This is a genomic window from Streptomyces sp. NPDC014991, from assembly GCF_043080665.1.
In the GTDB taxonomy this organism is placed as follows: Bacteria; Actinomycetota; Actinomycetes; order Streptomycetales; family Streptomycetaceae; genus Streptomyces.
Genome location: NZ_JBIBVY010000003.1, coordinates 179,644 through 205,955, shown reverse-complemented (window position 1 = coordinate 205,955; position 26,312 = coordinate 179,644). Strand labels below are relative to the sequence as shown.

The following is a 26,312-nucleotide window of genomic DNA, read 5'->3' as shown; positions in this document are numbered from 1 at the left end:
CGGGCCGTTCAGCAGCCCTTTGTCCGTCAGGTAGGCGCGGGCCACGTCTGCCGGCAGCCGGCGCCAGTTGTCGACCTGCCGGTTCAGGGCGGCCAGGTCGCCGGTGGTGAGGACGCCGTTCAGGGTGCCGAGGGCCTTCGTCACACCGGCGCCGCCCGCGCGGGAGCGGTTGACGACGGGGACGATCAGGTCGGCGTTCTGAAGGTGCCTGTCGTCGGCGAGCAGGACCAGGCCGAAGGAGTCCAGGGTGGCGTCGGTGGTGGTGGTCAGCACCATCTGGTCCCGGCCGTCCTGCACGGCCCGCTTGGCCTGGGTGGTGCCGACCCCCTTGGGATCGATGCCGGTGAGGTGGATGCCGTACACCTTTCTCAGGCCGGGCGCGCAGTACGGCCGCTGGACGCACTCGTCCCCGGCGGCGAGCCGCACGCCGAGCCGCGAGGCGCCCAGGTCGCTGAGGGTGCGCAGGCCGTACCGGCGGGCGTAGGACGCGCTCACGGCGAAGGCGTTCTGGTCGACGGCCCGGCCGGGCGGGAGCACGGTGAGGCCGCGGGGCGCGGCGAGGGCGCGCAGGGCCCGCAGGGTGGCGCCGGGGTCGGGTGAGCCGGCCGGGGGTGCCCCGGGGCCGTGGGTCCTGGCGTCGAGCCAGTCGGCGAAGGTGGCCGCGTACTCGGGCACCACGTCGATCCGGCCGGACTCCAGGGCGGGTTCGTACAGCTCGCGGTTGGCGACGGTGAGCAGGGACGTGTGGTAGCCGGCCTGGTTCAGCAGCTGTGCGTACATCTGGGCGAGCAGGTCGCTCTCGGTGAAGCCGGCGGAGCCGATCACCAGGTGACGGCGGTCGCCGGGCGGCGCGGTGACCTGTCCGCGCTTCTCCAGTGACGGGCCGGTGTCGCAGGCGCTCAGGAGGAGGAGCAGGGCGAGGGCGGCGAGTGTCGTACGGGCTGTCATCGGCCGCCCCGGATCCACGCCGGCGCCAGCCGTCCGGCGATCTCGAAGACGCCCTCGACGAGGAGGGCGAACACCGCGACGAGCAGGGCGCCCGCGACGACCTGGGGCGTGCTCGCGAGGTTGAAGCCGGCCGTGATGATCCGGCCGAGGCCGCCGCCGCCCGCGAGCGCGGCGATGGTGGCGGTGGCGACGAGCTGGACGGCGGCGATCCGCACCCCGGTCAGGATCATGGGGAGCGACAGGGGCAGTTCCACGCGGAACAGCAGCTGCCGGCCGGTCATCCCCATGCCCCGGGCGGCCCGCACCACACTCCGGTCGACCTCGCGCACGCCGACGTAGGCGTTGGTGAGCAGCGGCGGCGCGGCGAACAGGACGAGGGCGACCACCGTGGGGCCCTCGCCCCACCGGCCGACCGGGGTCAGGAGCAGCAGGACGAGGACGGCGAAGGTGGGCACGGCCCGTCCGGCGTTGGCGAGGTTGACGGCGAGCGCGCCGCCCTTGCCGAGGTGACCGAGGACGAGTGCGACGGGCAGCGCGATCAGGCAGCTGACGAACAGGCAGACGACGGTGAGCAGCAGGTGCTGGAGCAGCCGGTGCCGGATGCCGTCGTCGCCCGACCAGTGCGCGGGGTCGGTGAGCCAGTCCCAGGTGGCGGTGAGGGTGCTCATGCGGAGGCCGTCCGCGTCCCGGCCGGGCTCATGGGCGGCCGGCCCTGGTCCACGGGGTGATCAGCCACTGCACGCCGAGCAGGAGCAGGTCGGCGGCGACGGCGATCAGCACGCACAGGACGGACGCGGTGAGCACCTGGGCCTTGAAGTAGGTGTTCATGCCCGCGTAGAGGAGGTTGCCGAGGCCGCCGAAGCCCACGATCGCGCCGACCGTGACCAGGGAGACCGCCGAGACCGTGGCGATGCGCAGGCCGGCCATCGCGGCGGGCAGCGCGAGGGGCAGTTCGACCGTGAGGAGCAGGCGGAGGGGGCCGTAGCCGAGGCCGCGCGCGGCCTGCCGCGTCTCCTCCGGGACCGCGCGCAGGCCCGCGAGGATGTTCCGTACCAGCAGGGTGAGCGAGTACAGCACGAGCCCGGCGACGACGAGGGCGGCCGACAGGCCGTAGAGGGGCAGGAGCAGGGAGAACATGGCCAGCGACGGAATCGTGTAGAGCACCGTCGTGACGGCGAGGAGCGGGCCGGCCGCCCAGCCCCGGCGGCGGGCCAGGAGCGCGAGCGGCAGGGCGACGGCCACGGCGATGAGGACGGACAGCGTGGTCAGCCTCAGGTGCTGGAGGACCGCGTCGAGGAGGATCTGGCGGCGGGTGGTCAGATAGAGGCCGCAGATCCACTCGTTGCGTGTGAGGCAGTCGTCCGGGGGCGCGGTCACGGGTCCATTGGACCGGGCGGAGCATCGGGCGCGCGCGTTGTGGTGGCCCGTACGGGGGCCCGGTGGGCTGTTCGCACAGGTGGGTGACGCGGCCGGCCGGGAGCCGGCCTGATCCGGGAGCGGACCTCAGGCCGGGTCGGCCCCGCGCACGCCGGCCGCGTCCAGCAGGGCGGTCGCCGTGGCCGTGGCGAGGCCGTCGGCCAGCTGCTCCACTCCGGCGCTGGCCCGGGCGCCGGCGCCGTCGAAGACCAGCAGGAGCTGGCGGGCGAGCAGGTCGGGATCGCGGGCGCCGCCCCGGTCGGCCTCGGTGCGGAGGACCGCGGCCAGGCGTTCCTTGACCTCGCGGGCGACCTTGCTCGCCGGGTGCTCCGGGTCCTTCAGCTCGACCAGCACGGCCAGGTAGGGGCAGCCGTGGTAGCCGGCGTCCGACGAGGCCTGCTCCAGCCGTTCGAAGACGTACAGGATGCGCTCGCGGGGGGTCGCGGTCTCCGGGGCGGGATGGGTGAACCGGGCCTCGTACCACGGGACGCCGCGCTCCAGGCTCGCGGCGAGCATGGCGTCCTTGCTGTCGAACAGCTGGTACATCGACCGCTTGGACACGCCCGCCGCCCGGCACAGGGCCTCGATGCCGACGGAGACGCCGTCGCGGTAGGAGAGCCGGGCGGCGGCGTCGAGCAGCCGGTCGCGGGGGGACGCCCTCTCCGATGTGGCCATACGGGGAAGGTTGCCGCGCCAGGGCGGGATGGAAACCGATCGGTGTATACGTCGGCGCAGGTGGTCGGTGCCGCTCATCCGTGTCCGCGCCCGCCCCCGACCGGACCGCGTGACAGGAACGCTGAACAAGCGCTTGGATAGGCCGCCGAAGGACGCATCGCACCCCGACCCGCCGGAGGCCCCGTTGTTCACATCCGTCGACGACGTCTCCGCCCGCCTGGCCGAGACCGGCTACCTCGCCTCCCCCGCCGTCGCCACCACCGTGTTCCTGGCGGACCGGCTGGGCAAGCCGCTGCTGGTCGAGGGGCCCGCGGGGGTGGGCAAGACCGAGCTGGCCAAGGCCGTCGCCCAGGTGGCCGGGGCCCGGCTGGTGAGGCTCCAGTGCTACGAGGGCGTGGACGAGTCCCGCGCCCTGTACGAGTGGAACCACGCCAAGCAGCTGCTGCGCATCAGCGCGGCCCGCGACGAGAGCTGGGACGATACCCGCACCGACATCTTCAGCGAGGAGTTCCTCCTCCCCCGCCCGCTGCTGACCGCCATCCGCGGTGACGAACCGACCGTGCTGCTGATCGACGAGACCGACAAGGCCGACGTCGAGATGGAGGGACTGCTGCTGGAGGTGCTCAGCGACTTCCAGATCACCGTCCCCGAGCTGGGCACGGTCGCCGCGACCCGCCGCCCCTTCGTCGTCCTCACCTCCAACGCCGCCCGGGAGCTGTCCGAGGCGCTGCGCCGCCGCTGCCTGTTCCTGCACATCGGCTTCCCGGAGGAGGAACTGGAGCGGCGGATCGTACGGCTGAAGGTGCCGGGCCTCGGCGAGGCGCTGACCGAGTCGGTGGTCCGGGTGGTCGGGGCGCTGCGCGCGATGGACCTGCGCAAGGTCCCCTCCGTCGCCGAGACCATCGACTGGGCGCGCACCCTGCTGGCCCTGGGCGCCGGCACGCTGGACGAGACGGTCGTCCTGGACACCCTCGGGGTGATCCTCAAGCACGAGGACGACATCCGGAAGGCGGCGGCCAAGCTCGACCTGGACGCGCTGTGAGCGCCGTGGCCGGCCGGATCACCGGCCTGGTCGGGGCGCTGCGCGCGCACGGGGCGCGGATCGGCACCGGGGAGACCGTGGACGCGGCCCGCGCGGTGGAGGCACTGGGACTGACGGACCGGGAGCTGCTGCGGGAGGGGCTGGCCGCGACGCTGCTGCACGGACCGGGCCAACGGGCGCTGTTCGACTCGGTGTTCGACCTGTACTTCCCGCGCGGCGTCGGCGGACCCGACGGCACTGCGCCGGACCGGGAGACGCTGCGCGACCGGCTCGCGCAGGCACTGGCCGAGGACGACCGGGCGCTGCTGGCCCGGCTGGCGGCGGAGGCGGTCGACGCCCTGGGCACCTACGGGAGTTCGGCGGGCTCGGACGGCTGGTCGGCGTACCAGACCCTGGATCGGCTGCGCCCCCAGACCCTCCTGGCGCGGGTACGGGCCGACGCGCGGGGCCGGGACGGCGGCGGCACGGGGTTCGCGGACCGGCTGCTCGACGACGAGATCCGGCGCCGCATCGAGGAGTTCCGGCGGATGGTCGGCGCGGAGGCGCGGCGCCGGGTGGCCGAACGGCGCGGACGGGACGAGATCGCACGGCGCGCTGTCCGTCCGACCGCCGACCGGGTGGACTTCCTGTTCGCGAACCAGGACCAGCTCGCCGAGCTGCGCCGGGTCGTACGGCCGCTCGCCCGCAAGCTGGCCACCCGGCTCGCCGCCCGCCGCCGCCGGGCCGCGCGCGGCACGATCGACCTGCGCCGCACGCTGCGCTCCTCGCTGTCCACGGGCGGGGTGCCGATCCGGCCGGTGCTGCGCGGACGCCGCCCGGCCCGGCCCGAACTGGTGCTGCTGTGCGACGTCTCCGGCTCGGTGTCCGGCTTCTCCGACTTCACGATGCTGCTGGTGCAGGCGCTGCACGACCAGTTCAGCAAGGTGCGGGTGTTCGCGTTCGTCAACCGGCTCGACGAGGTGACCGGCCTGCTCGGCCACGGCCGCGCCGACCCGGCCGGGCTCGGCGCCCGGATCCGCGCCGAGGCCACGCTCACCGGCTGGCACGGCAGCAGCGACTACGGCGTGGCGCTGGGCGAGTTCAGCGAGCGGTACGGCGGCGCGGCCGGCCCCCGCACCACGGTGTTCGTCCTCGGAGACGCCCGGACGAACATGAGCGACCCCAACCTCCCCGCCGTCCGGGACCTGGCCCGACGGGCCCGGCGCGTCTACTGGCTGAACCCCGAGCCACGCGACCGGTGGGGCACCGGCGACTCGGCCGCACCCGCCTACGCGGACCTGGTGGAGATGCACGAGTGCCGCACGGCCCGGCAGCTCGGCACACTGATCGCCCGCCTGCTGCCGGTCTGATGCCGGGCAGCCCGGAAAGAGCCGACGTCGGGGAGGCCGAAACGGAGGGGCTGCTGATCGAGGTCCTCAGCGGCCGTGATCGACTGGCCGCCACGCCGACCACTCATCCAAGGACGCCGCCATGAGCCACCCACCCGTGCCGCTCGGCACCTTCCCCACCCCCGTCGAACCGGCACCTCGGCTGGCCGCCGCGCTCGGGCTCGGACCCGGCGACCTCTGGGTGAAACGCGACGACCTGACCGGCCTCGGCGCCGGTGGGAACAAGATCCGCAAACTGGAGTGGACGGCGGGGGCGGCCCTGGCCGAGGGCGCCGACACCCTCGTGACCACGGGCGCCCCGCAGAGCAACCACGCCAGGCTGACCGCCGCCGCGGGCGCCCGGCTCGGCCTGGACGTCGTCCTCGTGCTGCGCGGCTCGCCCGGCTCCTCACGCTCCGGGAACCTCGCCCTGGACGGCCTGTTCGGGGCACGGCTCGCCTGGGCCGGCGAGGTGGACCGGGCCGGGCTGGACGCGGCGGCGGCCGAGGTGTGCGTGCGGTTGCGGGCGGCCGGTGCCCGACCGGCGCTCATCCCGTTCGGCGGCTCCGGCACGCTGGGCGCCCGGGGCTACGTCCGCTGCGGCGAGGAGCTGCGCGAGCAGGTGCCGGACCTGCGGACGGCCGTGGTCGCCCTCGGCTCGGGCGGCACCATGGCCGGGCTGGTCGCGGCCCTGGGCGCCGCGTCGGTGCTCGGCGTCGACGTCGGCGCGCTGCCCGACCCGGCCGCGGCGGTGGCGGAGTTCGCGGCTCCGCTCACTCCGGAGACGGTCACGGCGCAGGGGCTGCGGGTGCGCCGGGACCAGGTGGGCGACGGGTACGCGGTGCTGACCGGCCCGGTGCGCGAAGCACTCCGGCTGGCCGCCCGCACGGAGGGACTGGTCCTGGACCCGACGTACACGGGCCGTGCTCTGGCCGGCCTCCACGCGGCCGTGCGGGACGGCACCGTCCGGCCGGGCGAGAAGACGGTACTCGTCCACACCGGCGGCCTGCCGGGCCTGTTCGGCCACGCGGACGCGCTCGCCTACGCGGAGGGCGGGGTGGAGACGTTCGGCGGCTGACGGCTGTGGGCGAGGGGGTCCCTGTCTGCCGGCTGCCGGGGTGGGGGCGGGTCGGGGCGGGGGCGAGCTGGGGCTGAGCCGGGGTGCGGGGCCGGACCGGGGTCGGTCAGGGCCGACATCAGGTCAGGGCCGGGACGGGGGCACGGGCCGGCCGGGTCGCGCGTGGGGCGGCCCGGCCGGGGACTGGCGGCGGACCCGCCGTCGGGTCAGCCCTTCGCGTACTCGTTCGCCATCGTCCCGGCGAAGTCGTGGACGACGACCGGCTCGTCACCGACCACCCAGGCGTCGTGACCGGGCGCGCACACGAAGACGTCGCCCGGACCGACCTCGGCCTCGCCGCCGTCGTCCATGCGGATGCGCATCCGTCCCTGCACCACGTATCCGTTGTGGGGGACCATGCAGCTCCCGGTGCCCGCGATCGGCGCCACGGACTCCGACCAGCGCCAGCCCGGTTCGAACGTGCCCACCGCGAAGTCGAGCCCGGTCAGATGGAGCGCTTCGATGTGCCCACGGGGGAAGTCTCGCCGCTCGTCCGGCTTCTCGACCGTCTTCACTTCCAGCATGACGGTGTCCTCCTTCCGGCCGCGGACCGCGGCCGGGGCCGGCCTCCGTCCCCCGGCGGCCTCGGACGGCACCGGCGCTGCGGCGGCGGCCGTACCCCACGGCTCCATCGTCGGTCCCGCAATTCGCCCGCGCCATTCAGGGTGTACAGGACATCGATGTCGGCCGACAGGTTGTTCCGGTGGGTTCGGGCACGGTCCCGCGGAGGACCGGGCGGGCCGGCTACCAGCTGCGGGCCGCCCGCAGCAGCAGCTCGCGGACGCGGGCCACGGCCGGGTTGTCCGAGGCGCCGGGACGCTGGACCAGGAAGCTGGTGTTGATCGGCGGATCCTCCGGTTCCAGCAGCGCCACCAGCGCGCCGGAGGACAGCAGGTCCTGGCACAGGTAGCGGGGCAGCACGCTGAACCCGGCGCCACCGGCCACGGCCGCGAGAACGCCGCGCAGATCCGGCACGGTCACGGCGGCCGTACGGGACAGCCGCCGGCCGAAGACGTGCCGCCAGTACCGGCGGGCGATCGGCAGGTCCTCGGCGTAGGTGACGAGCGGGACAGCGTGCAGGACGGCGGGGTCCAGGAGGACGGAGGAGCCCTGGGTGGGAGTATCCGGGGCCGGCGTCCTTGGGGCGGAAGCCTCCGGGGAGGCGGGCAGCGGGGTGGCGGAACCCCGGGGGCCGGAGTCCCACGCGGCGGAGCCCGGGGTGACGGCGTCACGCGTGGCGGAGTCCACGGCGACGGACTCCCCGGCGGCGGCCTTCCGTTCGCCCTGCCGTGCAGGCAGCCGCTCGGCCCAGGCCGGGGCGGCGACCAGGACGAACTCCTCGTCCGCGAGGGGCACGGCGTGCAGTGTACGGCCGCGCGGGCGGGTCGTGGCGATCACCAGGTCGTGGCGGCCGGCGCGCAGTTCCTCCAGCAGCGGATCGGTCAGCCCCGTCGACACCCGCAGCCGCAGGCCCTCGGCGACCAGCGGGGCAAGAGCCGGCAGCACGGTGGTGCAGAGGAACTCCGCCGGGCCGGCCAGGTGGACGGGCTCGGCGCGGGCGCCGGCCGGCGGGGTGGGGCCGGCGACGACGGCCAGGTCGTCCAGGGGCGCGGCGATCCGGGCCGCCAGCTCGTCGGCCACCGGGGTGGGTGTGACCCCGCGCGGCAGCCGTTCGAACAGCTCGCGGCCGGTCTGCCGTTCCAGCGCGCGCATCTGCGTCGTGACCGTCGGCTGCGACAGTCCGAGCAGACGGGCGGCGCCGGTGAAGGAGCCGGAGCGGTAGACCGCGAGGAAGGTGCGCAGCAGGTTGAGGTCGAGTGCGGGGGTGTCCACGGACCGAGTATCACCGCCCGGTATTCCCTGAGAGCCATAGGATATCCAATGCCTCTCATTCGTTACCGCATTGGATGTCTATGGGTACGGTCGCCTACGTTCTCTTTCACAGACCCGACCGCTTCGAAGACAGAACCCAGGAGATCCCATGTCGAAGATCCTGTTCGTGATGACCGGTGCCGACCACTGGACGCTTGCCGACGGCACCGCGCACCCGACCGGTTTCTGGGCCGAGGAGGCCGTCGTCCCCTACCGCGCCCTCAGGTCCGCCGGTCACGAGGTCGTCGTCGCCACCCCGGGCGGCGTGGTCCCGCCGGTCGACCGGGCGAGCCTGGCCGCCGAGGTCAACGGCGGACAGGAGAAGGCCGACGAGATCGCCCGCGCCGTGGAGGAGATGGCCGAGCTGCGCACGCCGGTGAAGCTCGCGGAGGTGGACCTCGCCGACTTCGCCGCCGTCTTCTATCCGGGCGGGCACGGCCCCATGGAGGACCTGGCCGTGGACGCCGACTCCGGCAGGCTGCTGCTGGCGGTCCTGGACTCGGGCAAGCCGCTGGCCGTGGTCTGCCACGGTCCGGCCGCCCTGCTCGCCGCGGTCCGACCGGACGGCGTCAACGGGTTCGCCGGCTACCGCGTGGCGGCCTTCACCAACGAGGAGGAGACCCAGGGCGGTCTCGCCGGGCAGGCCAGGTGGCTGCTCCAGGACCGGCTGACCGAGGCGGGCGTCGAGGTGCGGGCGGGCGAGCCGTGGGCGCCGCACGTGGTGGTCGACCGCACCCTGGTCACCGGCCAGAACCCGGCCTCCTCCGCTCCGGTGGCCGAGGAGCTGCTGAAGCGGCTGGGCTGATGCGGTTGGGCCGAGGGGTACGGGGCCGGGCGGCGCAGCGGAGCCCCGGGAGGGGTTGCCGGGGCACACGGAGCGACATCCCGGATACCGCACGCACCGTCCAGCCCGCGCACCGCTAAGTTGGGCGGCATGAGCAATCTTGACCGCGCCCCCGTGCCCAGCGTCTGCGGTGGCCGCGGCTTCGTCGTCGCCGAGCCCGTGCGTGAGCTGCTGAGCCCCCGGCACGTGAAGCTGGGCGAGTCGACCGAGGTACGCCGGCTGCTGCCGAACCTCGGGCGGCGCATGATCGGCGCGTGGGCCTTCGTCGACCACTACGGCCCCGACGACATCGCCGACGAGCCGGGCATGCAGGTGCCGCCCCACCCGCACATCGGACTCCAGACGGTCAGCTGGCTGCACGAGGGCGAGGTGCTGCACCGGGACTCCACGGGCAGCCGGCAGACGATCGGGCCCCGGCAGCTGGGCCTGATGACCTCGGGCCGCGCGATCAGCCACTCCGAGGAGACCCCGCGCCCGCATGCCCGCTTCCTGCACGGGGCCCAGCTGTGGGTCGCCCTGCCCGACGAACACCGGCACACCGACCCGCGGTTCGAGTACCACCCCGAGCTGCCCGAGGTCACGGCGCCCGGGCTGACCGCCACGGTGATCCTGGGCGAGCTGGACGGCTCCCGGTCGCCCGGTACGACGTTCACCCCGATCGTCGGCGCCGATCTCGCCCTCGCCGGGGGCACCGACGTACGTCTGCCGCTGGAACCGGATTTCGAGTACGGCGTGCTGGCGATGTCCGGAGAGGTGCGCGTGGACGGGGTGCCGGTGCTGCCCGGCTCGATGCTCTACCTGGGCTGCGGACGGTCCGAACTCCCGCTGCGCGCCGAGTCGGACGCCGGGGTCATGCTCCTGGGCGGCGAGCCGTTCGCCGAGGAACTCCTGATGTGGTGGAATTTCGTGGCCCGCACCCAGGCGGAGATCGAACAGGCCCGCGCGGACTGGACGGAAGGGTCTCGTTTCGGCGAGGTGAGGGGCTACGACGGAGATCCGTTGCCCGCCCCCGAGCTACCGCCGGTACCGCTGAAACCGCGCGGAAGGGTTCGCTGAACGGCTGGAACACGGGCCGCGCCGGCCGAGGTCCTGAGCACCTCCGCCTGCCCAGCGCTACCGCCCTCCGGGCCGGCCGGGCGGCCCCACGGCCGTCTGATCAGTCGTTGATGGCCTCGACGCCCTGGGCCTTGAGTGTTTCGAGGTGGTCCCGCATGTGCTGGAGGACCTCGGGCGAGTGTCCCTGCCAGCCTTGGACTTCCGCGACGACGCGCAGGGGCTCGCGTGTGCGGTAGGAGCGGGTCGGGTTGCCAGGGAACCTCTTGTCCGTCAGGTTCGGGTCGTCCTCGAAGGAGCCGGTGGGTTCGACGAGGTAGATCCGTTCGCGTCCCTCGCCCGCTGCCAGTTCGGCCCCCCAGACAGCGGCGTCCAGCGTGGCGGCCAGGTAGACGAAGTTCGCCCTGCTGCCCTTGCCGTAGTTGGAGCCGTAACCCGGCTCCAGCAGCCCCCCGACGGCCACGTCGGCCTTGGTGCCGTGGAAGAAAGGACCGGGATCCTCGCCACCCCACCGGATCGGCTCGCTCACCCTGCGCCCCCTCGCGACTCGACAGTCCGGGCCATCGTATCTCCAGTGATGTGAGCTGCACCGGGAGTTGCTCCTTCTGCGAACAGGCCGCCGTCGGCCTGGCCGACACCGCGCCTGGCAGCCGTCAGCCGCTGATCCGCCGCAACCGCACGACCAGAACTCGCCCACCACCGCTGCTGCTCGCAGGCCCCGGACCACCTCATCCCCCTCACCTGCCTACCGGCGGCAAGCCGCCCAGGCATGACCGATCGCCTCGGTCGGCGGGTTCCGTCAGGTACGGCGCTCGGTACGGTCCGGACCACCGCACGCACGACGACCGGTCACCCGGCGGCGGCCAGACGGCGCCGAAGCTCCTCCTCCGAGACGTCTTCCATGTGAGTCAGGAACACCCATATGTGACCTGAAGGGTCCTTGAGGATGACGGTGCGGTCACCGTGGAACATGTCCGTCGGCGGCTGGAGGATCTCGGCGCCGGCGGCCTTCGCGCGCTCCGCCAGGCTGTCGACGTCCGGCACGAAGACATGCAGCGTGACGGACGTGCCTCCGCCGAGCGAGGTCGGCGCCGCGAAGGACGCGCCCTCCGCCTCGCCCACACTGGCGTCGCCCAGCATCAGGGCCGACCGCCCGATGGTGATCTCGGCGTGCAGGATCCCGCCGCCCGGAGCGTCGATCCTGAAGTCCTCACGGGCGCCGAACGCTCGCTGGTAGAAACCGATCGCCGCGGCGGCGTCGTCGACCATGATGTGCGGGACCACGGCATAGCGGTAGCGGTCGGGGATCTCGATGCGGGCTGTGCGCTCGGCCATGGTGAACCTCCTTGAGAAGCACCGCCGGTCGGTTCCCGCGGCACTGAGAAGGAACCTAGGAACTCAAGTGCGGTTCAGGTCAAGTGCCACCAGCACCGTCCGAAGCACGGTCGTCGTCACCACCGGCATGTGGACACGGTGGCCGGCAGCCCGGTGCGACCTGCCCGGCGGGCCGCGCAGCCGGCTCCCGGACCGTTCCCACAACCGCACTTGACCTGGAGCGCGCTCCAGATCCGAGCATGGGGGCATGAACATCACCGACCCCCGGATCGTCCTCGGGACGATGGAATTCGGCACCCGGGCTCGACACCGCCAACTGCTACTCCTTCTGGGCCGACCCCAGCGGCGTCGGCGGCGCCAGCGAGCGTCTCATCGGCGCGTGGCTCCGAGGCCGTCCGGGCGCGCGCGACGCGGTTCGGATCGCGACGAAGGTCCGGCAGAACCCGCTCGTCCCGCACTCCTGGCCGCAGAGCGCCGAAGGCCTCTCCGCCCCCGCCGTCCACGCCGGCGTCGAGGAGAGCCTGGGGCGTCTCGGAGTCGATCACGTCGATATGCTCTGGGCCCACGCCGAGGACCGCACGGTGCCGTTGGAAGAGACGGTCGGCGCCTTCGGCGAGCTGGTCACGAAGGGGGTGGCCCTGCGGGTCGGGGCGGCCAACCATGCCGCCTGGCGTGTCGAGCGCGCTCGGTCGCTCGCACGGCAGCAGCGCGTGGAACCGTGGACGGCCCTGCAACTGCGCCACTCACTCGTCCAGCCGCGCCCGCTCACCCCGCTCACGGAGGCCGGCCACCGCATGCTCACCCCCGAGGATCTGGACCTCGCGCGGTCCGAAGGGCTCACCGTGTGGTCGTACAGTTCGCTGTTGTGGGGTTCCTACGTGCGCGCGGACAAGCCGCTTCCGCCAGCCTACGGTCATCCCGGGACCACCCGAGTGCTCTCGGTCCTGGACGACGTGGCCGGCGAGCTCTCGGCGACGAGGAACCAGGTCGTCCTCGCATGGCTGATGCGGCAGGGGATCGACCCCATCGTCGGCGCGAGCCGGGTGGAGCACATCGAGCAGGCACTCGCCGCACGTCAACTGCCGCTCGGTGACGAGCACATGGCGCGCTTCGCCGAAGCGCGGTAGCGCCGGTCACGAAAGGGGCCCCATGACCACCGTCACCCCGGCAGCGGCCGCCGACCGCACCGGCGTCTCCATCGACACGCTGCGCTACTACGAGCGCGAAGGCCTCATCGGCCCGATCCGGCGCTCCGCCGGCGGGCGCAGGGAGTACAGCGAGGAAGATCTGTTCTGGATCGGCCTGGTGACGTGCTTCCGTGACGCCGGTCTCGGGATCGCGCATCTGCGGGACTTCGTCGCCATCCTGCGTGCCGAGCACTCCGCGCAGGACCGGGTCGCCTTCCTCCGCGAACGCCGTGCCGCCCTGGAACAGCGAGTGTCGGCGCTGTCCCGCGCCATGGCGGTCCTCGACGAGAAGATCGCGTACTACAGCTGAGCGCGGAGGGCCCCGTACACAGCCCGCCCGGTCCCTCGCGGCTCCGGGCGGACGACCGGGCGCGGAGCGGCGGCGAGGACGCGGTGTCGAGGTCCCTGCTGACCGGGAAGGGCGCGGGCGGTGCCACAGGCGCTGCGGCGCGCCCCTCCCCATGACACCCGCGGCCGGGAGCAGGGCGCGCGGCCCGCATTGCTGTGCCACCTTGGCCCGGAGAGCGGGTGACGGGCGAGCCGCAGGTACGGGAGGCGCTATGGGTATGGGTCCTGCCCGGCAGGGTGTGCCGGACCACGGGACGGCATCCGCACGGCGGCTGGTGCGCAGGCGCTTCCTCGGAACGTGCGCCGGCCTCGGGTTCGCCTCGGTGACGGCCGCGGCCTGCGACGCGTCCGCTCCCCGGCGCGGGCATCACCGGGCGGCTGTTTCCCACCGGCCGGAAACGGAACGGGACCGGCCCGGGACACCCGACTGGCGTATCACTTCCCGGGGTCCCGCCCCGGCCGTCGCCGGCTACGCGGACCGGGTGAGCGTGACGCCGGGCGAGGAGTGCGGCCTGTACGTTTCGACGACCGCGTCGTCCTTCCGGGTCTCGGCCTTCCGCGTCGGCTGGTACGGCGGGGCCCAGGCCCGGCTCGTGTGGTCGTCGGAGCGCGTACCGGGCCGCGTCCAGCCGGAACCCCGCTTCCTGCCGGACACCCGCACCGTCCGCGCGGACTGGCCGCGCACGCTCACGTTCGGCACGGCCGGCTGGCCGGAGGGCGCGTACCTGCTGCGGCTGGAGGCGGACAGCGGTCACCAGCGCCACATCCCGCTGGTCGTGCGCTCCACGCAGGGCACGGGCCGAACGGTCCTGATACACGCCCCGGCCACCTGGCAGGCCTACAACCGGTGGGGCGGCCACAGCCTCTACGCCGGCGCCTCCGGCGCGTACGCCACCCGCTCCCTGGCCGTCAGCTTCGACCGGCCCTACGACGCCGAAGGCGCGGAGAAGTTCATGGTGTACGAACGGGCGGCGGTGGTGCTGGCGGAACGGCTCGGCATACCCCTCGCCTACACCACCGGGACGGATGTGCACCGCGACCCGGAGGTCCTGCGCGGCGCGGCCGCGGTCGTCTGTCTGGGGCACGACGAGTACTGGACCTCGGAGCAGCGCCGGCATGTCACCGAGGCCCGCGACGCCGGCACCAACGTGGTCCTCCTCGGCGCCAACACCTGTTTCCGCCGGGTCCGACTCGAGCAGGGGGAGACGCAGCCGGACCGCACGGTGGTCTGCTACAAGTCGTCCGTCCGGGCCGACCCCTGCTACACCACCCGGCCGGCCCTGGTGACCACCGACTTCCGCCGGGCTCCGGCGGCGGATCCCGAGTCGTCGCTCACGGGAGTGCTGTACGAGGGCTACCCGACGGACGCGCCGTACGTCGTCCACGCGGCGGACCACTGGCTGTACGAGGGAACGGGCGTACGGCCCGGCGACGGCTTCGACCACCTGGTCGGCGTCGAGTACGACCGGGTCACACCCGGTGCGCCCGTCCCCGAGCCGCTGGAGATAACGGCTCACTCTCCCCTGGTGTGCGGTGGCCGCCGCAGCCACAGCGACTCGGCCTACTACACGGCCCCGAGCGGCGCGGGCGTGTTCGCCACCGGCACCATGCGCTGGGTGGAGGCCCTCATGGCCGGCACCCCCGACGGGGGCCGTGACCACGGGATGGACGCCCGAACCCGCACCTTCGTGACCCGCACGACGGAGAACGCGCTGCGAGCCTTCGCGGAGGGCCCCGCCGCCCATCACCGCCCGGCAGCACGCCCGAACGTCAGCGAGGTGTACAGGACCAGGGCATGAGGCGGCGTCCGACGAGCCGGACGGGACTCCGGCGTGGAGGCGCTCCTGCCTTCGCCCACCCGGAGCGCGCTGCGAAGTCGCCGCGAGAGACGGGTGGTCGCACCCCTCAGTCGGCGGCGGCGGGCTCGGGTACCGTCGGCAGGGCCGTCGCGGCCCGAGCCGCAGGTGCTCCACGTGGTAGAACGGCCTGGAACAACGCCGCCCGAGGAGGCACCGCGTGAGCAAGCGCTCCCGCCGTAACGCTTCCGCCCCGGCCGCCGGGGCGGGAACAGCACGACCCACGGTCACCGTCTGCCGCGGCTGCTGCTGCGGCACACCCAAGGTCCCCGGCCTCGACCACACCGCCCAACTCCGCGGTCTGCGCGAGGCCCTGGACGGGACGGCGACCGTACGGGTCACCGACTGCCTCGACGCATGCGAGCGCGCCAACGTGGTCGTCGTCCAGCCCTCCCCTGCCGGCCGCAGGGCCGGCGGGCGTCCGGTCTGGCTCGGCCTGGTCAACGACCCGGACGCCACCGCCGACATCGCCACCTGGATCGAGGGCGGTGGCCCCGGCCTCACCGAACCACCCGGCATCCTCGACCTCTACGCCTTCAGCCCATCGCGCCGCGTACGCGCCGAACTCGACGAGTAGACCCTCGGCTTGCGGCGTCCCGAACCGCTGCCAGAAGCCGGCCGACGGTTACCCGGCGTGCGGGGATTGCGCGGACCCGCGCGCATCCGTCCGTGCCGGCGGCATGCCGTGTACGGCCAGGGCCTGGCGCCACGATCTCGGCCTCCGCACCGAGCCTGGTCGCGCCGAGGGCCGCGCCGCACGGGGCTGGGGCCTCAAGGCCGCGCTTGCTTCGGCAAGGTGAGGATCTCGGCTCCGTCGTCGGTGATGGCGATCGTGTGCTCACTGTGCGCAGTCCGGCAGCCTGTCGCGCTGCGCAGCGTCCACCCGTCGGCATCAGTGATGAGTTCAGCGGTGTCCGCCATGACCCACGGCTCCAGTGCCAGCAGCAGCCCGGGGCGCAGTTTGTATCCACGGCCGGGCCGTCCGGTGTTCGGAACGTGCGGGTCCTGGTGCATCGTCGATCCGATGCCATGACCTCCGAACTCGGTGTTGATCGGGTACCCCGCCTCGCTGAGGACCGTGCCGATGGCGTGGGAGATGTCGCCGATGCGAGCCCCGGGTCCGGCAGCGGCTATCCCCGCGGCCAGCGCGCGTTCGGTCGCACTGATCATCGCGACGCTCTCCGCGGGCTTCGCGTCGCCCACGACGAAACTGATGGCGGCGTCCGCGGCCACTCCGCCTCGGGAGACGGCGAGGTCGAGTGTCAGCAGATCGCCGTCGGCAAGCGTGTAGTCGTACGGCCGCCCGTGGAGCACGGCGTCGTTGACGGCCGTGCAGATGTGGTGGCCGAACGGTCCGCGTCCGAACGACGGCGCGTAGTCGACGTAACAGGACAGCGCTTCCGCCTCGACGATCATGGCCTTGGCCCACCGGTCGATGTCGAGAAGGTTCGTGCCGACCGCGCTTCGGCTCCTCAGCGACTGCAGGATGTCCGCGACCAGGGCGCCTGTGTCTTTCGCCCGGGCCAGCAGGGTGGGGTTCAAGATCTCGATCATGCGGCGCCCTTCTCACACACCCAATAACTATACCGGCCATACTATACCGGTACTAGAATCGGATTCATGGTCAGGTTGCCGCTAACTCCCGCAGAGGTCGAACGCGGACAGCGCCTCGGCGCCCTCCTGCGTCGTGCCAGAGGAGAGCGCTCGATGCTCGATACCGCGCTCGACGCACGTGTCTCACCGGAGACTCTCCGGAAGATCGAGTCGGGCCGCGTGGCCACCCCTGCCTTCCCGACCGTCGCGGCGATCGCCGACGTCCTGGGCCTTTCCCTCGACGCGCTGTGGGCCGAGATCAGCCGGCCCGAAAGTGGCGCCGGACCGGCCGGCTCCGGTGACACCGCACGCAAGCAGTTGACCTCGTAAGCCCTGCTCCGTCATACCTCGGCGCCGCGGCACGGCCGGTGACGGGCCGCCGAATGCCTCCACGCGATCCGCGCCGGCGCCTGTCGCCGTACCTGGTCGGCCGTCTCAACGCCCCCCGACGCGACGGGCGAGGCGGACCGAACGGCGGTGCGCCGCCTGCTGGGCGGCACCGCCACGGAAGGCTGGACACAGGCGCGCCGGCCACGGCCGGAGCCACGTCCGGCCGTGGCAGCGGCTGCTTCACCAGTAGTGGCGTCGGCCTCCGACAGCGTGCCCCATGGATCCGAGGAGCCAGAGGATCGCGCCGATGACCAGGAGGATGATTCCGATCGTCCACAGAATCGAGAGGTGGAAGAGGAACCCGATGATGAGTAGCACAACGCCGAGAGCGATCATGATGTCCCTCCAACGGGATTGAGCCAACGGCCCTATCAGGCGTATGCCCTGCCGGTGAGCCCGCACGCCTGTCGGCGCGCTGTATCCGTGTCCCCCGTTTCCGCGGCTCCACCCGCCGGGACCTCAGCGGGCCGCGGCCTTGAGCCGGGAGACCAGCCAGGGTCGCAGCCAGCGTGCGCCTTCAGGGGTGAGATGAACCCCGTCACTGCGCACCTGCACGCCGTCGACCCGCCACGTGAAGGCGCCGTGCGGGCACAGCCGGCGCCCCAGGTCGAGGATGTCCGCCGTGCCGCGATGCCCGTCGGCCACCCGCCGGAGCAACTGGTTCCAGTGGTCGACGCGCTCCGGCTGGTCCTCGGGCCACACGCCGCCGTCGGGGCGTTCTCCCCGGTGGTTGTAGGGCTCCGTGGCCAGCAGGACCCTGGCACCCTGTGCCGATGCGATGTCGACCGCCCGGTCGAGCTGCGCGAGCAGGTACGCGTCGAAGGTCTTCTCCCCGGTGTGGGTCCAGCGCCCGTCATGCATGCGGTCCATGGTTTCCCAGCGGCCGAAGAGGAGGACGACCGTGTCGGGATCATGGCGCGTCACCGCCTCGCGGAGGTCGCTCGGCCAGTGCCGGCACTGCTGGGACACACGATGCTCGGTGCCGAAGTAGCGGTAGGGGCTGTCCAGCGCCAGACCACAGCCCTGGCGGGTGCTGTCGTGAAGGGTGACGCCCGGTGTCGGCGGCAGGTGGTTCACCAGGGTCCAGGCGATCGAATCGCCCATGATCACAGCGGAGACGGGCGTGCCCGCACGACGGTGGCGGTCGGTCGAGCGGTCAGGGACCTGATCGGAGCGGTGACCGGGCTCGGCGGGCGCGGTGGCTTCTTCCGGTGCGGCGACCGTGGACGCAGTGAGCGGCGGCCCGGACGGAAGAGCGACGACGGCTGTGGCGGCCACTGCGGCCATGCACGCCGCGGTCGCCGCCAGGGCGGGAAGCCGCCGGCGGAGGAACCGCGGACGCCCGCGCTGCACCGGCCGTTCGATGAGGACGAACGACACCACCGCGACCACGAGGGTGACGACGACACGTACGCCGAACAGCGCGGCCCCGCGCAGCCCGGTGCGTTCGGCGTCGATCCAGGCGAACAGCGGCCAGTGCCAGAGGTACACGCCGTAGGAGACGCGGCCCAGAGCAGCCACCGGGGGCAGCGACATGAGCCGCGCGGTGACCGAGTCGGGCACCGTGACCGTGTGCGTCAGCACGGCCGCCGTCGCCAGCGAACCCGCCAGGAGACCGGCTGGATACAACCGGGGGTCCGAGCCGTCGGCGTGCGACCACAGCACGCCGAGGGCGACCGCTCCCAGCGCTGCCGTGCCCGCCGGAGCATGCTGACGCGTCCTGTGCGCCGTGGACGTCGGTGAGCGGGCCGACAGGACCGCGACGGCACAGCCGAGCAGGAGCGCCAGTGCCCGTGTGTCGCTGCCGAAGTACACCCGGGGCAGACCGGTCGGGCCCCTGTCCAGCGCCAGGCACACGGCGGCCGATGCGAGCACACCACCCGCGGTGAGCAGCAGGAGCGCCCTGGTCGCGGCGCCGCGGCCGCGGCGGGCCCGCAGCACCCCGGCCAGCAGCAGCGGCCACAGGAGGTAGAACTGTTCCTCGATGCCCAGGGACCAGGTGTGCTGCAACAGCGGCGGTGCCGCCGTCTGCGCGAAGTAGTCCGTGCCGTGGAAGATCATCCGCCAGTTGGCGACGTACGCCAGGGCGGCCAGGGCGTCACCGCGCATGCCTTCCAGGTCCTGGGCGGGCATCAGGTGCGGGCCGAGCAGGCACACCACGAGGAGCATCGCCATCAGGGCGGGCAGAAGCCGGCGCATCCGGCGTGCCCAGAAGGGCCCGAGGGCGATCCCGCCCGTCCTCTCCCACTCGGTGAGCAGCAGGGTGGTGATGAGGTATCCGCTGAGCACGAGGAACGCGTCGACTCCCAGGAATCCGCCCGATGCCCAGGGGAGGCCGCCGTGATAGGCGAGCACCGCGGCCACGGCAAGGCCGCGCAGTCCGTCGAGAGCGCGCACCCTCGGTGCACCGGCGGCCCGGTCGCGCGAGGCCGCCGGAGCCGGCCTACCGCCGAGTTCCCGGCTCATCGCCAGCCGACATGTGATCAGTCCCGTCCGTACCACCCGGGGGCACGCTCCCCGCCACGTGCCGCGGCCGCATCGGCGGACGCGTGCGCCGCTCCTTGCCCCTCCACGCTGGCACCACCCCACCCGCCTCGCGCGCCGGGCCCGGCAGACGGAGGACGTAGGGGTCCGGGCCGCGGCGGGTCGGGCCCGGGCTTGGCCGGTGCCCGGCGGAGAGATCATCATGAGGGCATGTCGGAGAACCGAACATCCGTGGCACCGACCGTGGTGCGGCTCCCCCGGTACACGAGGGCGGACCAGGACGAGATCCTCGGCGACGGCGACGATCCCTTCGGCGTCGCCTCGGCCGGTCTGTCCTGGCTGCCCAAGGACGAGCACTTCGGCGTCAGACACGGCGACCGGCTCGTCGCACACGCCGGTCTGCTGCGGCTGCCCGTCGCGATCGGTGACGCCGAGACGGAGGTGGTGGGCGTCGGGGGGGTGGCCGTCGCGCCCGGCCTGCGCGGTCAGGGGCTGGCGCGGCTCGTCGTCGCGGCCGCGCTGGAGCACGCCCGCACGATGGGGCCTCGGCACGCACTCCTGTTCTGCCGGCCGCCCCTCGTGCCGCTCTACCGGCGCCTCGGATGGCACCCGCTCGACACGGACGTACGCGTCGAACAGCCCGGAGCCCGCCTGGTGACCATGCCGCTGCGGACCATGGTGACCCCCCTGCGCGACGACGCCCACTGGCCGCCGGGGCCGGTCCGCCTGCGCTCGCTGCCGATGTGACGGGCACCCGCAGCCGCTGGGAGGGGTGTTCGCTGCCGGTGCGGCGGGCACCGACGGGCGTGGATCACGGGTGTCCTCGCCCGCCGGGGGTACGGAGACCGGGTCGCTCCCGGGCCAGGCCCTTGGTCGTGCCGAAGGAAGACTTCCGCGCTGTTGACCAAGATGTCCGAGGCCCGAGCGTCGTGGCGGTCTCGTCCACCGCGGCGGTCAGGGCCCGGGCACGGCGCTGTCGGCTCGGACGGCCATGGCCCGGCGGCCCCGGCCTTGATCCGTCCGACGACCCTCGGTGGCACGCTCCACGCTGTTCCGGTAGGTCAGGGCGAAGTCCGCGCTCTCGCCGGCCGGCCGTAGCGCGACGGCAGCACCGCTACCCCGGCTGCCACCGGTCGCCAGGCCACTGTTCCTTCGCGACGGTTCGCGACGTCGAGCCTCGCGGGCACCGCGGCCGGACGCCGGCGGCAGTCCGACCTCACGTCCCACCTGCGGCGCGAAGCGGCCACGCCCCGTGGTGCTGGTGGGCGTGGCCGCTTGGTACGTGCGCACGAGCCGGGTCCGGCCGGTCGGCCCTGTCGGAGACCGCGTGGCCCTACCGTCCCGCCGCGTTCTCGGTCATCCCTCCCGGCTGAACGCCTTCGAGCGGGAGCGGCGGTACAGCACCGTTCCGCCCATCAGCGAGGCCAGGCTCGCGGCGGCCACCGCCAAGGTGCTGTCCGTTCCGGTGTGCGCGAGGGTGCCGGTCGCCCGCTCGTGCACGACGGGGGCCGGCCTCGGCGTCGAGCGGACCGGGGGCGTTTCGTGCGACCGGCGCGGGGGTTCGGAGCGCACCGGCGGTTCGTGGCGGGGCGGTGTGCTGCGCTGGGGCTCGTCGGGCCGGTCGGCCGAACCGTTCACCGACGTGTTGCCGACGGCGGGGTTGCCGATGCCCACCACGTTCACACTGTTGCCGCTGACGTTCACGGGCAGATCGACCGGGAGTTGGATGTCGTTGCCGCTCACCACGCCCGGCGAGTTCCGCGTGACGCCCTCAGCGCTGGCCTCGGCCTGCGGCGCGGACCGTTCCTTCCCGGCGGTGCCGCCGCCCTCGTTGGCGCAGCGGTTGCCCAGCGCGGGGTTGAGCAACCCGACCACGTTCACGGTGTTCCCGCACACGTTCACCGGGACGTGCACCGGCAACTGGATTCCGTTGCCGGAGATCAGCCCGGGCGAGCCGCCCGCGGAACCGTTCGCGGAGGAGTCGGCGTGCACCGGCCCCGCCACTGCCATCGCACCGGAGACGGCGGCGACGGCGATCACACTGTTACGGGTAGCCCGTTTCATCGGTTCCCAGCCCTTCAGACACGGTCGCGGGCACTCGCCCGCACCCGATGAAACGGACGGGGTACCGGAAGGGTTATGGCTGCTCAGCCATTTGCCCGGCACGAGGGACACGGCCGGGTGGCGAGACGCGGCCCGAAGGCGCGCGGAGAAGGTCCCGAGGTCCCCGGCCGGCGGGGCGTTCGCTCAGCGGATGGCCGCCGCCCTGACCACAGCCGGGTCCTCACCGGTGAGTTCGGCGATGCGGTGGGGCGCGACACCCGCGGCCACCGCGCGGGCGAGCAGTTCGTCGCGGCCGTGCGCGCAGTCGCGGTAGGCGAGCAGGTCGGTCTCGACCGCGGCCAGGGTCTCCGGAGCCGTGCGGTGGCGCAGCCGGCTCAGTTCCTCGTCGCTCAGCGGAACCGGCAGCCGCTCCGCCTCCGCGGGAATGGCCGCGGTGTCTTCCGGAGCCACCACCCGCAGCCGCGGGGACGTCGCCGACACGCCCTGTGCGTCGAGCCACGCACGCACCGCTGATGTGTCCATGCAGGCGAGCGGCTCCGTCGCGGCCGGTGGCACGCCGAGCGTGTCGGCCGGGTCGTCCGCGAGAAACAGGTAGGCGTCGTCGGTCATGGTTCACTCCTCGTCACAGACTCGTCGGCCGGTCGCCGTCCCCTTACCCCGTTCGCGTCCGCATAGCGCTGCGGATCCGCCATCCGGAGGAGGACCGCGCCGCCGTCGTGCGAGAGCGACGGCGGCGCGGTCACGGAGGCCGGGAGACCGGCGGGCCGTCGGTCCCGCGAGCCGACGAACCGGCAGACCCGCAGACCTTCAGACCCGCAGACCCGCAGCCGTTCAGCCGAGGCCGAGGGCGCTCACGACGTGTTCGGCCATCCGCTGCTCGCCGAGGGCGTTGGGGTGCACCGGAACGATGTTGCTGCCGAAGAGGAGCGGCTCGATCCACCGTGTGCCGACGGCCTTGCACGCGTCGTGCCCCTCGGACGCCCGGGCGAAGTCGACGTAGGTCGTCCCGGTCTCCTCGGCGGCGCGCCGGACGACGGCGTTGAGGTGGGTCTGCAGGGAACGCAGGTAGGGCACGTCACCGGAGGCGATCGGCAGTTCCGCGAAGCAGGACGGGTCGGCGGTGGCGGGGGTGATCCACGGGTAGCCGAGGACGGCCACGCGGGCGTCGGGCGCCTTGGCCCGCACGGCACGCAGAGCGGTCTTCAGCGCCGGGTAGGTGTTCGCCTCGATCGCGTCCTCGAAGGAGGTGCCGTACTTGTCCTTGCAGGGGCTGCCCGCGCCCCCGCTGAGCACGCCCGCGGTGCCGCAGGCGGTCACGGCGTTGATGAAGGTGCCGTTGTCGTTGCCGCCGATCGTGAGCGTGACGAGGTCGGTGTCGGGGGCGACGGCGTCGGCCTGGGGGGCGACCCCGGGGTACTGGGCCTCGGTGAAGTCCTTGCTCCGGGCGGCCCCGCAGGTGACGTCCGTCAGCCGCGCTCCGGTGCGCGCGGCGACGACGTGCGGGTAGTTGGCGGTGGAGCGCAGGCAGAGCAGGTTGGTCGGGTCGACGGGCAGGACGCCGGAGGCCGCGCTGTAACTGTCGCCGAGGGCCGCGTACTTGAGGGGTGTCGTGGCGTGGGCGGGGGTGGGGGTGAGGCCGAGAGCCAGCGCGCCGGTGACTGCGGAGGCCGCGGTGAGGACGCGGCGCAGGGCAGGGCGCAGGGCAGGCAGGGGCATGTGCTGTCTCTTCTCGTGGCGGGGAACACGGGCGTGCGGGCCGGGGGTGCCCGCACGTGCTGTGCGTGAGAGTGCGGCGGCTCGAGCCGGGGGGAGCGCCGGCCGTCGGGCCTGGCCGGGCAGGCGTACGTACGACGACGGCCGTGAGGTACCGGTCGCGGGATTACCGCGGGTACTACCGTTAGGTAATGTGCGGGCGCCGGTACGCCGCGTCAACGGTGCTGACCGAACTTCCTGGAACACTCACCTGTCGCCGTGGCGAAGCCGCCGTGCACGGGAGCCGTACGGGGGGACGGCACGGGCATGGCCGCGCGCCTGCGGGTACCCGGCCCCGGTTATGGCGACGCTTGCCGTACCGCCTCCCCCGTTCCAAGGAGCCCTCGATCATGACGGACGCAGCGAACACGGGTCCCGCCTCCGGAGACGACCGCAGGACCCTGACCAACCGGCAGGGCCACCCCGTCCACGACAACCAGAACCAGCGCACCGTCGGCGCCCGCGGGCCGGCGACGCTGGAGAACTACCAGTTCCTGGAGAAGATCAGCCACTTCGACCGGGAACGCATCCCGGAGCGGGTGGTGCACGCGCGCGGCGTCACGGCGTACGGCTTCTTCGAGGCGTACGGCGCCTGGGGGGACGAGCCGGTCGGCCGTTACACGCGGGCGAAGCTGTTCCAGGAGCGCGGCAGGCACACCGACGTCGCCGTCCGGTTCTCCACCGTGATCGGCGGCCGTGACTCCTCCGAGGCCGCCCGGGACCCGCGGGGCTTCGCCGTCAAGTTCTACACCGAGGACGGCAACTGGGATCTGGTCGGCAACAACCTGGGCGTCTTCTTCATCCGGGACGCCATCAAGTTCCCCGACGTGATCCACGCCCTGAAGCCGGACCCGGTGGACTTCGAGCAGAAGCCGAACCGGATCTTCGACTTCATGTCGCAGACGCCCGAGGCCATGCACATGCTGGTCAACCTGTTCAGCCCGCGCGGTATCCCCGCCGACTACCGCCATATGCAGGGCTTCGGCGTGAACACGTACAAGTGGGTGAACGCCGACGGCAACACCGTGCTCGTCAAGTACCACTGGATGCCGAAGCAGGGCGTGCGCTCGATGACCGAGGAGGACGCCGCCCACGTGCAGGCCGACGGCCTCGGGCACGCCACGAAGGACCTGTACGAGGCCGTCGGGCGCGGCGAGCACCCCGAGTGGGAGCTGCTCGTGCAGATCATGGACGACGGGGAGCACCCCGAACTGGACTTCGATCCGCTGGACGACACCAAGACATGGCCCGAGCAGGAGTTCCCGCCGAAGCCGGTGGGCCGGATGGTGCTGGACCGGATGCCGGAGAACTTCTTCGCGGAGAACGAGCAGATCTCCTTCGGCACGGGTGTCCTCGTCGACGGACTGGACTTCTCCGACGACAAGATGCTGGTCGGCCGCACCTTCTCCTACAGTGACACCCAGCGCTACCGGGTCGGCCCGAACTACCTCCAGCTGCCCGTCAACCAGGCGAAGAACGCCCACGTGCGCACCAACCAGCGCGACGGGCAGATGACCTACCACGTGGACGGCGGCGGGGAGAACCCCACCGTCAACTACGAGCCGTCGATCCGCGGCGGGCTGCGCGAGGCGGAGTGTCCGACACACGACGAGCAGGGCCCGGAGATCCGCGGCCGGCTCACCCGCAGGCGGATCCCGCGCACCAACGACTACCTCCAGGCCGGCCAGCGGTACCTGCTCATGGAGCAGTGGGAGCGCGACGACCTGGTGCGCAACCTGGTGGGCCAGCTCTCGCGGTGCGACCGCCCCGTCCAGGAGCGGATGGTGTGGCACTTCCTGCTGGTGGAGAACGACCTCGGGCTCCGGATCGGCGAGGGCCTCGGCATCCGCCCGGAGGACGTCGCGGACCTGGAGCCGCTCGCCGGCCAGGACTTCACGGAGGAGGACAAGGAGCGGCTGGCGAACCTCGGCAAGAACCCGCCGCGGGACGTGGAGGGCCTCACCATGACGCACTGCGTGCCCGACGAGCGCCATGTGGTGACCCGCTGAACACGAGCGGACGGGATTCCCGAGCCGTCCCGCGCCCGCCGGTCGGGGCCAGTGCCCGGACGGAGGCGGGCCGGGACGGCGCGAGGCCGCCGGTCAGATGACGACGGGGGCCGCCCCGTGCTCGGCGGAGAGGCGGGCGCGGCTGCCGTGCGGACAGTGGACGACGCGGTCGCCCAGGCCGAGCCGGCCGGCCTCGGCCAGGAAGGCGGACAGCGGCGAGCGCATCACCGTGTAGTCCCCGTAGTGCACGGGCAGGACGGCCCGGGGGTCCAGTCGCCGGGCCAGCTCCGCGCCCTGCGCGCCGTCCATGGTGACCACGAACCCGCCGGGGAGGCGGGTACCGCCCAGGTGCAGGACGGCCAGGTCGGCGGCCGGGAACCGGCGGGAGATCTCGTCCAGGCCGTCGTAGGGCAGCGTGTCGCCGGAGACGTACAGCCGTAGCCGCGGCGGCCCGCCCACCGGCCCGAACTCGATCATGCTGCCCATCACCGGCGGCAGCAGCCCGCGCAGCACCGCCTGCCCGGCGTGCCGTCCGGGCAGTGCCGTGATCGTGGCCTGCGCCCGGCCCTGCCGGAGGGTGAGTCCCCGCCAGGTCCGCAGTCCCGCCGTCCGCTCGAATCCGTGCAGCACTCTCAGCCGGCGTGCGGCGTGCGGTGTGCTGATCACCGGGACCGCGTGGTCCAGGTGCCGTCGGGCCCGGCGGTCCCAGTGGTCCCCGTGCAGATGCGAGAGCACGATCCCGTCGAGGCGGGGCAGGTCCCACGGCTGCACGGCGGGCTCGGTCAGGCGCCGGGTCAGCAGCCCGTAGCCGAGGTGGGCGTACTGGCCGCGGTGCAGGAAGTTCGGGTCGGTGAGCAGGGTCAGCGGTCCGTAGCGCAGCAGCACGGTCGCGTTGCCGATGAAGTGGAGGTCGACCGTGTCGTCGGTGAGGCCTTCCGTGGTCCCGGGCATGTGATCAGC

General features: G+C 73.1%; 25 protein-coding genes and 2 pseudogenes. 12 read left to right on the top strand and 15 right to left on the bottom strand.

The window, feature by feature from the left end; genetic code table 11:
* Positions 1–9: 9 nt before the first annotated feature.
* The 4 genes and pseudogenes from ACF1BE_RS07410 to ACF1BE_RS07395 form a co-directional block, all read right to left on the bottom strand.
* Positions 10–948: pseudogene (locus ACF1BE_RS07410) on the bottom strand (ABC transporter substrate-binding protein); the annotation flags it as partial.
* Positions 945–1,616 (bottom strand): ABC transporter permease, encoded by a 672-nt coding sequence (locus ACF1BE_RS07405; protein ID WP_392198013.1) that lies wholly within the window; start codon positions 1,614–1,616, stop codon positions 945–947. The gene ACF1BE_RS07405 and the pseudogene ACF1BE_RS07410, both read right to left, overlap by 4 nt.
* A gap of 28 nt (positions 1,617–1,644) precedes the next feature.
* Positions 1,645–2,325 (bottom strand): ABC transporter permease, encoded by a 681-nt coding sequence (locus tag ACF1BE_RS07400; protein ID WP_392198012.1) that lies wholly within the window; start codon positions 2,323–2,325, stop codon positions 1,645–1,647.
* Between the two features lie 126 nt (positions 2,326–2,451).
* Entirely contained in the window at positions 2,452–3,039 is a 588-nt protein-coding gene (locus ACF1BE_RS07395; RefSeq protein WP_392198011.1) for a TetR/AcrR family transcriptional regulator, read from the bottom strand.
* A 184-nt stretch (positions 3,040–3,223) separates the two neighbouring features.
* Between ACF1BE_RS07395 and ACF1BE_RS07390 the strand changes: the two genes are divergently transcribed.
* From ACF1BE_RS07390 to ACF1BE_RS07380, 3 genes are all read left to right on the top strand, one after another.
* The gene (locus ACF1BE_RS07390) at positions 3,224–4,081 is read left to right on the top strand and encodes an AAA family ATPase (RefSeq protein ID WP_392198010.1); all 858 of its coding nucleotides are present in this window, start codon (positions 3,224–3,226) and stop codon (positions 4,079–4,081) included.
* A complete protein-coding gene (locus ACF1BE_RS07385) occupies positions 4,078–5,430 on the top strand; it encodes a VWA domain-containing protein (RefSeq protein WP_392198009.1) in 1,353 nt (450 codons plus the stop codon). The genes ACF1BE_RS07390 and ACF1BE_RS07385 overlap by 4 nt, the downstream gene beginning before the upstream one ends.
* A gap of 121 nt (positions 5,431–5,551) precedes the next feature.
* A complete protein-coding gene (locus ACF1BE_RS07380) occupies positions 5,552–6,526 on the top strand; it encodes a D-cysteine desulfhydrase family protein (protein ID WP_392198008.1) in 975 nt (324 codons plus the stop codon).
* A 206-nt stretch (positions 6,527–6,732) separates the two neighbouring features.
* Here ACF1BE_RS07380 and ACF1BE_RS07375 read toward each other — a convergent pair whose 3' ends face one another.
* Positions 6,733–7,089 (bottom strand): cupin domain-containing protein, encoded by a 357-nt coding sequence (locus ACF1BE_RS07375; RefSeq protein WP_392198007.1) that lies wholly within the window; start codon positions 7,087–7,089, stop codon positions 6,733–6,735.
* Positions 7,090–7,309: 220 nt separating this feature from the next.
* On the bottom strand, positions 7,310–8,398 hold the full coding sequence (locus tag ACF1BE_RS07370; protein ID WP_392198006.1) for a LysR family transcriptional regulator: 1,089 nt from the start codon (positions 8,396–8,398) through the stop codon (positions 7,310–7,312).
* 148 nt (positions 8,399–8,546) lie between these two features.
* Here ACF1BE_RS07370 and ACF1BE_RS07365 point away from each other — a divergent pair, with 148 nt between their 5' ends.
* A complete protein-coding gene (locus ACF1BE_RS07365; RefSeq protein WP_392198005.1) occupies positions 8,547–9,242 on the top strand; it encodes a type 1 glutamine amidotransferase domain-containing protein in 696 nt (231 codons plus the stop codon).
* A gap of 129 nt (positions 9,243–9,371) precedes the next feature.
* Positions 9,372–10,337, top strand: coding sequence for a pirin family protein (locus ACF1BE_RS07360; RefSeq protein WP_392198004.1), 966 nt, complete (start codon positions 9,372–9,374; stop codon positions 10,335–10,337).
* Between the two features lie 100 nt (positions 10,338–10,437).
* Here ACF1BE_RS07360 and arr read toward each other — a convergent pair whose 3' ends face one another.
* Positions 10,438–10,851, bottom strand: a complete 414-nt coding sequence (gene arr, locus ACF1BE_RS07355) for an NAD(+)--rifampin ADP-ribosyltransferase (RefSeq protein WP_392198223.1) — start codon at positions 10,849–10,851, stop codon at positions 10,438–10,440.
* A 332-nt stretch (positions 10,852–11,183) separates the two neighbouring features.
* Positions 11,184–11,669 carry a VOC family protein gene (locus ACF1BE_RS07350; RefSeq protein ID WP_392198003.1) on the bottom strand — a complete coding sequence of 162 codons (486 nt, stop codon included), beginning with the start codon at positions 11,667–11,669 and terminating at the stop codon, positions 11,184–11,186.
* Between the two features lie 247 nt (positions 11,670–11,916).
* Between ACF1BE_RS07350 and ACF1BE_RS07345 the strand changes: the two are divergent.
* From ACF1BE_RS07345 to ACF1BE_RS07330, 4 genes and pseudogenes are all read left to right on the top strand, one after another.
* A pseudogene (locus tag ACF1BE_RS07345) lies at positions 11,917–12,796 on the top strand (aldo/keto reductase).
* Between the two features lie 22 nt (positions 12,797–12,818).
* Positions 12,819–13,166: a MerR family transcriptional regulator gene (locus ACF1BE_RS07340; protein ID WP_392198002.1), complete on the top strand. Its 348-nt coding sequence runs from the start codon at positions 12,819–12,821 to the stop codon at positions 13,164–13,166.
* 520 nt (positions 13,167–13,686) lie between these two features.
* Complete coding sequence (locus tag ACF1BE_RS07335; protein WP_392198001.1) at positions 13,687–15,003, top strand: N,N-dimethylformamidase beta subunit family domain-containing protein; 1,317 nt, start codon at positions 13,687–13,689, stop codon at positions 15,001–15,003.
* Between the two features lie 217 nt (positions 15,004–15,220).
* Complete coding sequence (locus tag ACF1BE_RS07330; protein ID WP_392198000.1) at positions 15,221–15,637, top strand: (2Fe-2S) ferredoxin domain-containing protein; 417 nt, start codon at positions 15,221–15,223, stop codon at positions 15,635–15,637.
* Positions 15,638–15,831: 194 nt separating this feature from the next.
* Here ACF1BE_RS07330 and map read toward each other — a convergent pair whose 3' ends face one another.
* Positions 15,832–16,614, bottom strand: coding sequence for a type I methionyl aminopeptidase (gene map / locus ACF1BE_RS07325; protein ID WP_392197999.1), 783 nt, complete (start codon positions 16,612–16,614; stop codon positions 15,832–15,834).
* Between the two features lie 66 nt (positions 16,615–16,680).
* Here map and ACF1BE_RS07320 point away from each other — a divergent pair, with 66 nt between their 5' ends.
* Complete coding sequence (locus ACF1BE_RS07320; protein WP_392197998.1) at positions 16,681–16,983, top strand: helix-turn-helix domain-containing protein; 303 nt, start codon at positions 16,681–16,683, stop codon at positions 16,981–16,983.
* 240 nt (positions 16,984–17,223) lie between these two features.
* Here the strand turns inward: ACF1BE_RS07320 and ACF1BE_RS07315 are convergent, their stop codons facing one another.
* A complete protein-coding gene (locus tag ACF1BE_RS07315) occupies positions 17,224–17,379 on the bottom strand; it encodes a DUF6131 family protein (RefSeq protein ID WP_392197997.1) in 156 nt (51 codons plus the stop codon).
* A gap of 123 nt (positions 17,380–17,502) precedes the next feature.
* A complete protein-coding gene (locus tag ACF1BE_RS07310) occupies positions 17,503–19,440 on the bottom strand; it encodes an acyltransferase family protein (protein WP_392197996.1) in 1,938 nt (645 codons plus the stop codon).
* 297 nt (positions 19,441–19,737) lie between these two features.
* Here ACF1BE_RS07310 and ACF1BE_RS07305 point away from each other — a divergent pair, with 297 nt between their 5' ends.
* A complete protein-coding gene (locus ACF1BE_RS07305) occupies positions 19,738–20,274 on the top strand; it encodes a GNAT family N-acetyltransferase (RefSeq protein WP_392197995.1) in 537 nt (178 codons plus the stop codon).
* A 609-nt stretch (positions 20,275–20,883) separates the two neighbouring features.
* On the opposite strand, the gene ACF1BE_RS07300 is transcribed toward ACF1BE_RS07305, so the two are convergent.
* The 3 genes from ACF1BE_RS07300 to ACF1BE_RS07290 all read right to left on the bottom strand — a co-directional run bounded on the left by ACF1BE_RS07300 (position 20,884) and on the right by ACF1BE_RS07290 (position 23,307).
* Positions 20,884–21,567: a chaplin gene (locus tag ACF1BE_RS07300; RefSeq protein WP_392197994.1), complete on the bottom strand. Its 684-nt coding sequence runs from the start codon at positions 21,565–21,567 to the stop codon at positions 20,884–20,886.
* 207 nt (positions 21,568–21,774) lie between these two features.
* Positions 21,775–22,200: a DUF6003 family protein gene (locus tag ACF1BE_RS07295; RefSeq protein WP_392197993.1), complete on the bottom strand. Its 426-nt coding sequence runs from the start codon at positions 22,198–22,200 to the stop codon at positions 21,775–21,777.
* Positions 22,201–22,422: 222 nt separating this feature from the next.
* Complete coding sequence (locus ACF1BE_RS07290; protein WP_392197992.1) at positions 22,423–23,307, bottom strand: SGNH/GDSL hydrolase family protein; 885 nt, start codon at positions 23,305–23,307, stop codon at positions 22,423–22,425.
* Positions 23,308–23,693: 386 nt separating this feature from the next.
* On the opposite strand from ACF1BE_RS07290, the gene ACF1BE_RS07285 reads away from it, so the two are divergent.
* Positions 23,694–25,352: a catalase gene (locus ACF1BE_RS07285; RefSeq protein WP_392197991.1), complete on the top strand. Its 1,659-nt coding sequence runs from the start codon at positions 23,694–23,696 to the stop codon at positions 25,350–25,352.
* Between the two features lie 93 nt (positions 25,353–25,445).
* Here the strand turns inward: ACF1BE_RS07285 and ACF1BE_RS07280 are convergent, their stop codons facing one another.
* Positions 25,446–26,303 (bottom strand): MBL fold metallo-hydrolase, encoded by an 858-nt coding sequence (locus tag ACF1BE_RS07280; RefSeq protein WP_392197990.1) that lies wholly within the window; start codon positions 26,301–26,303, stop codon positions 25,446–25,448.
* Between the last annotated feature and the right edge of the window lie 9 nt (positions 26,304–26,312).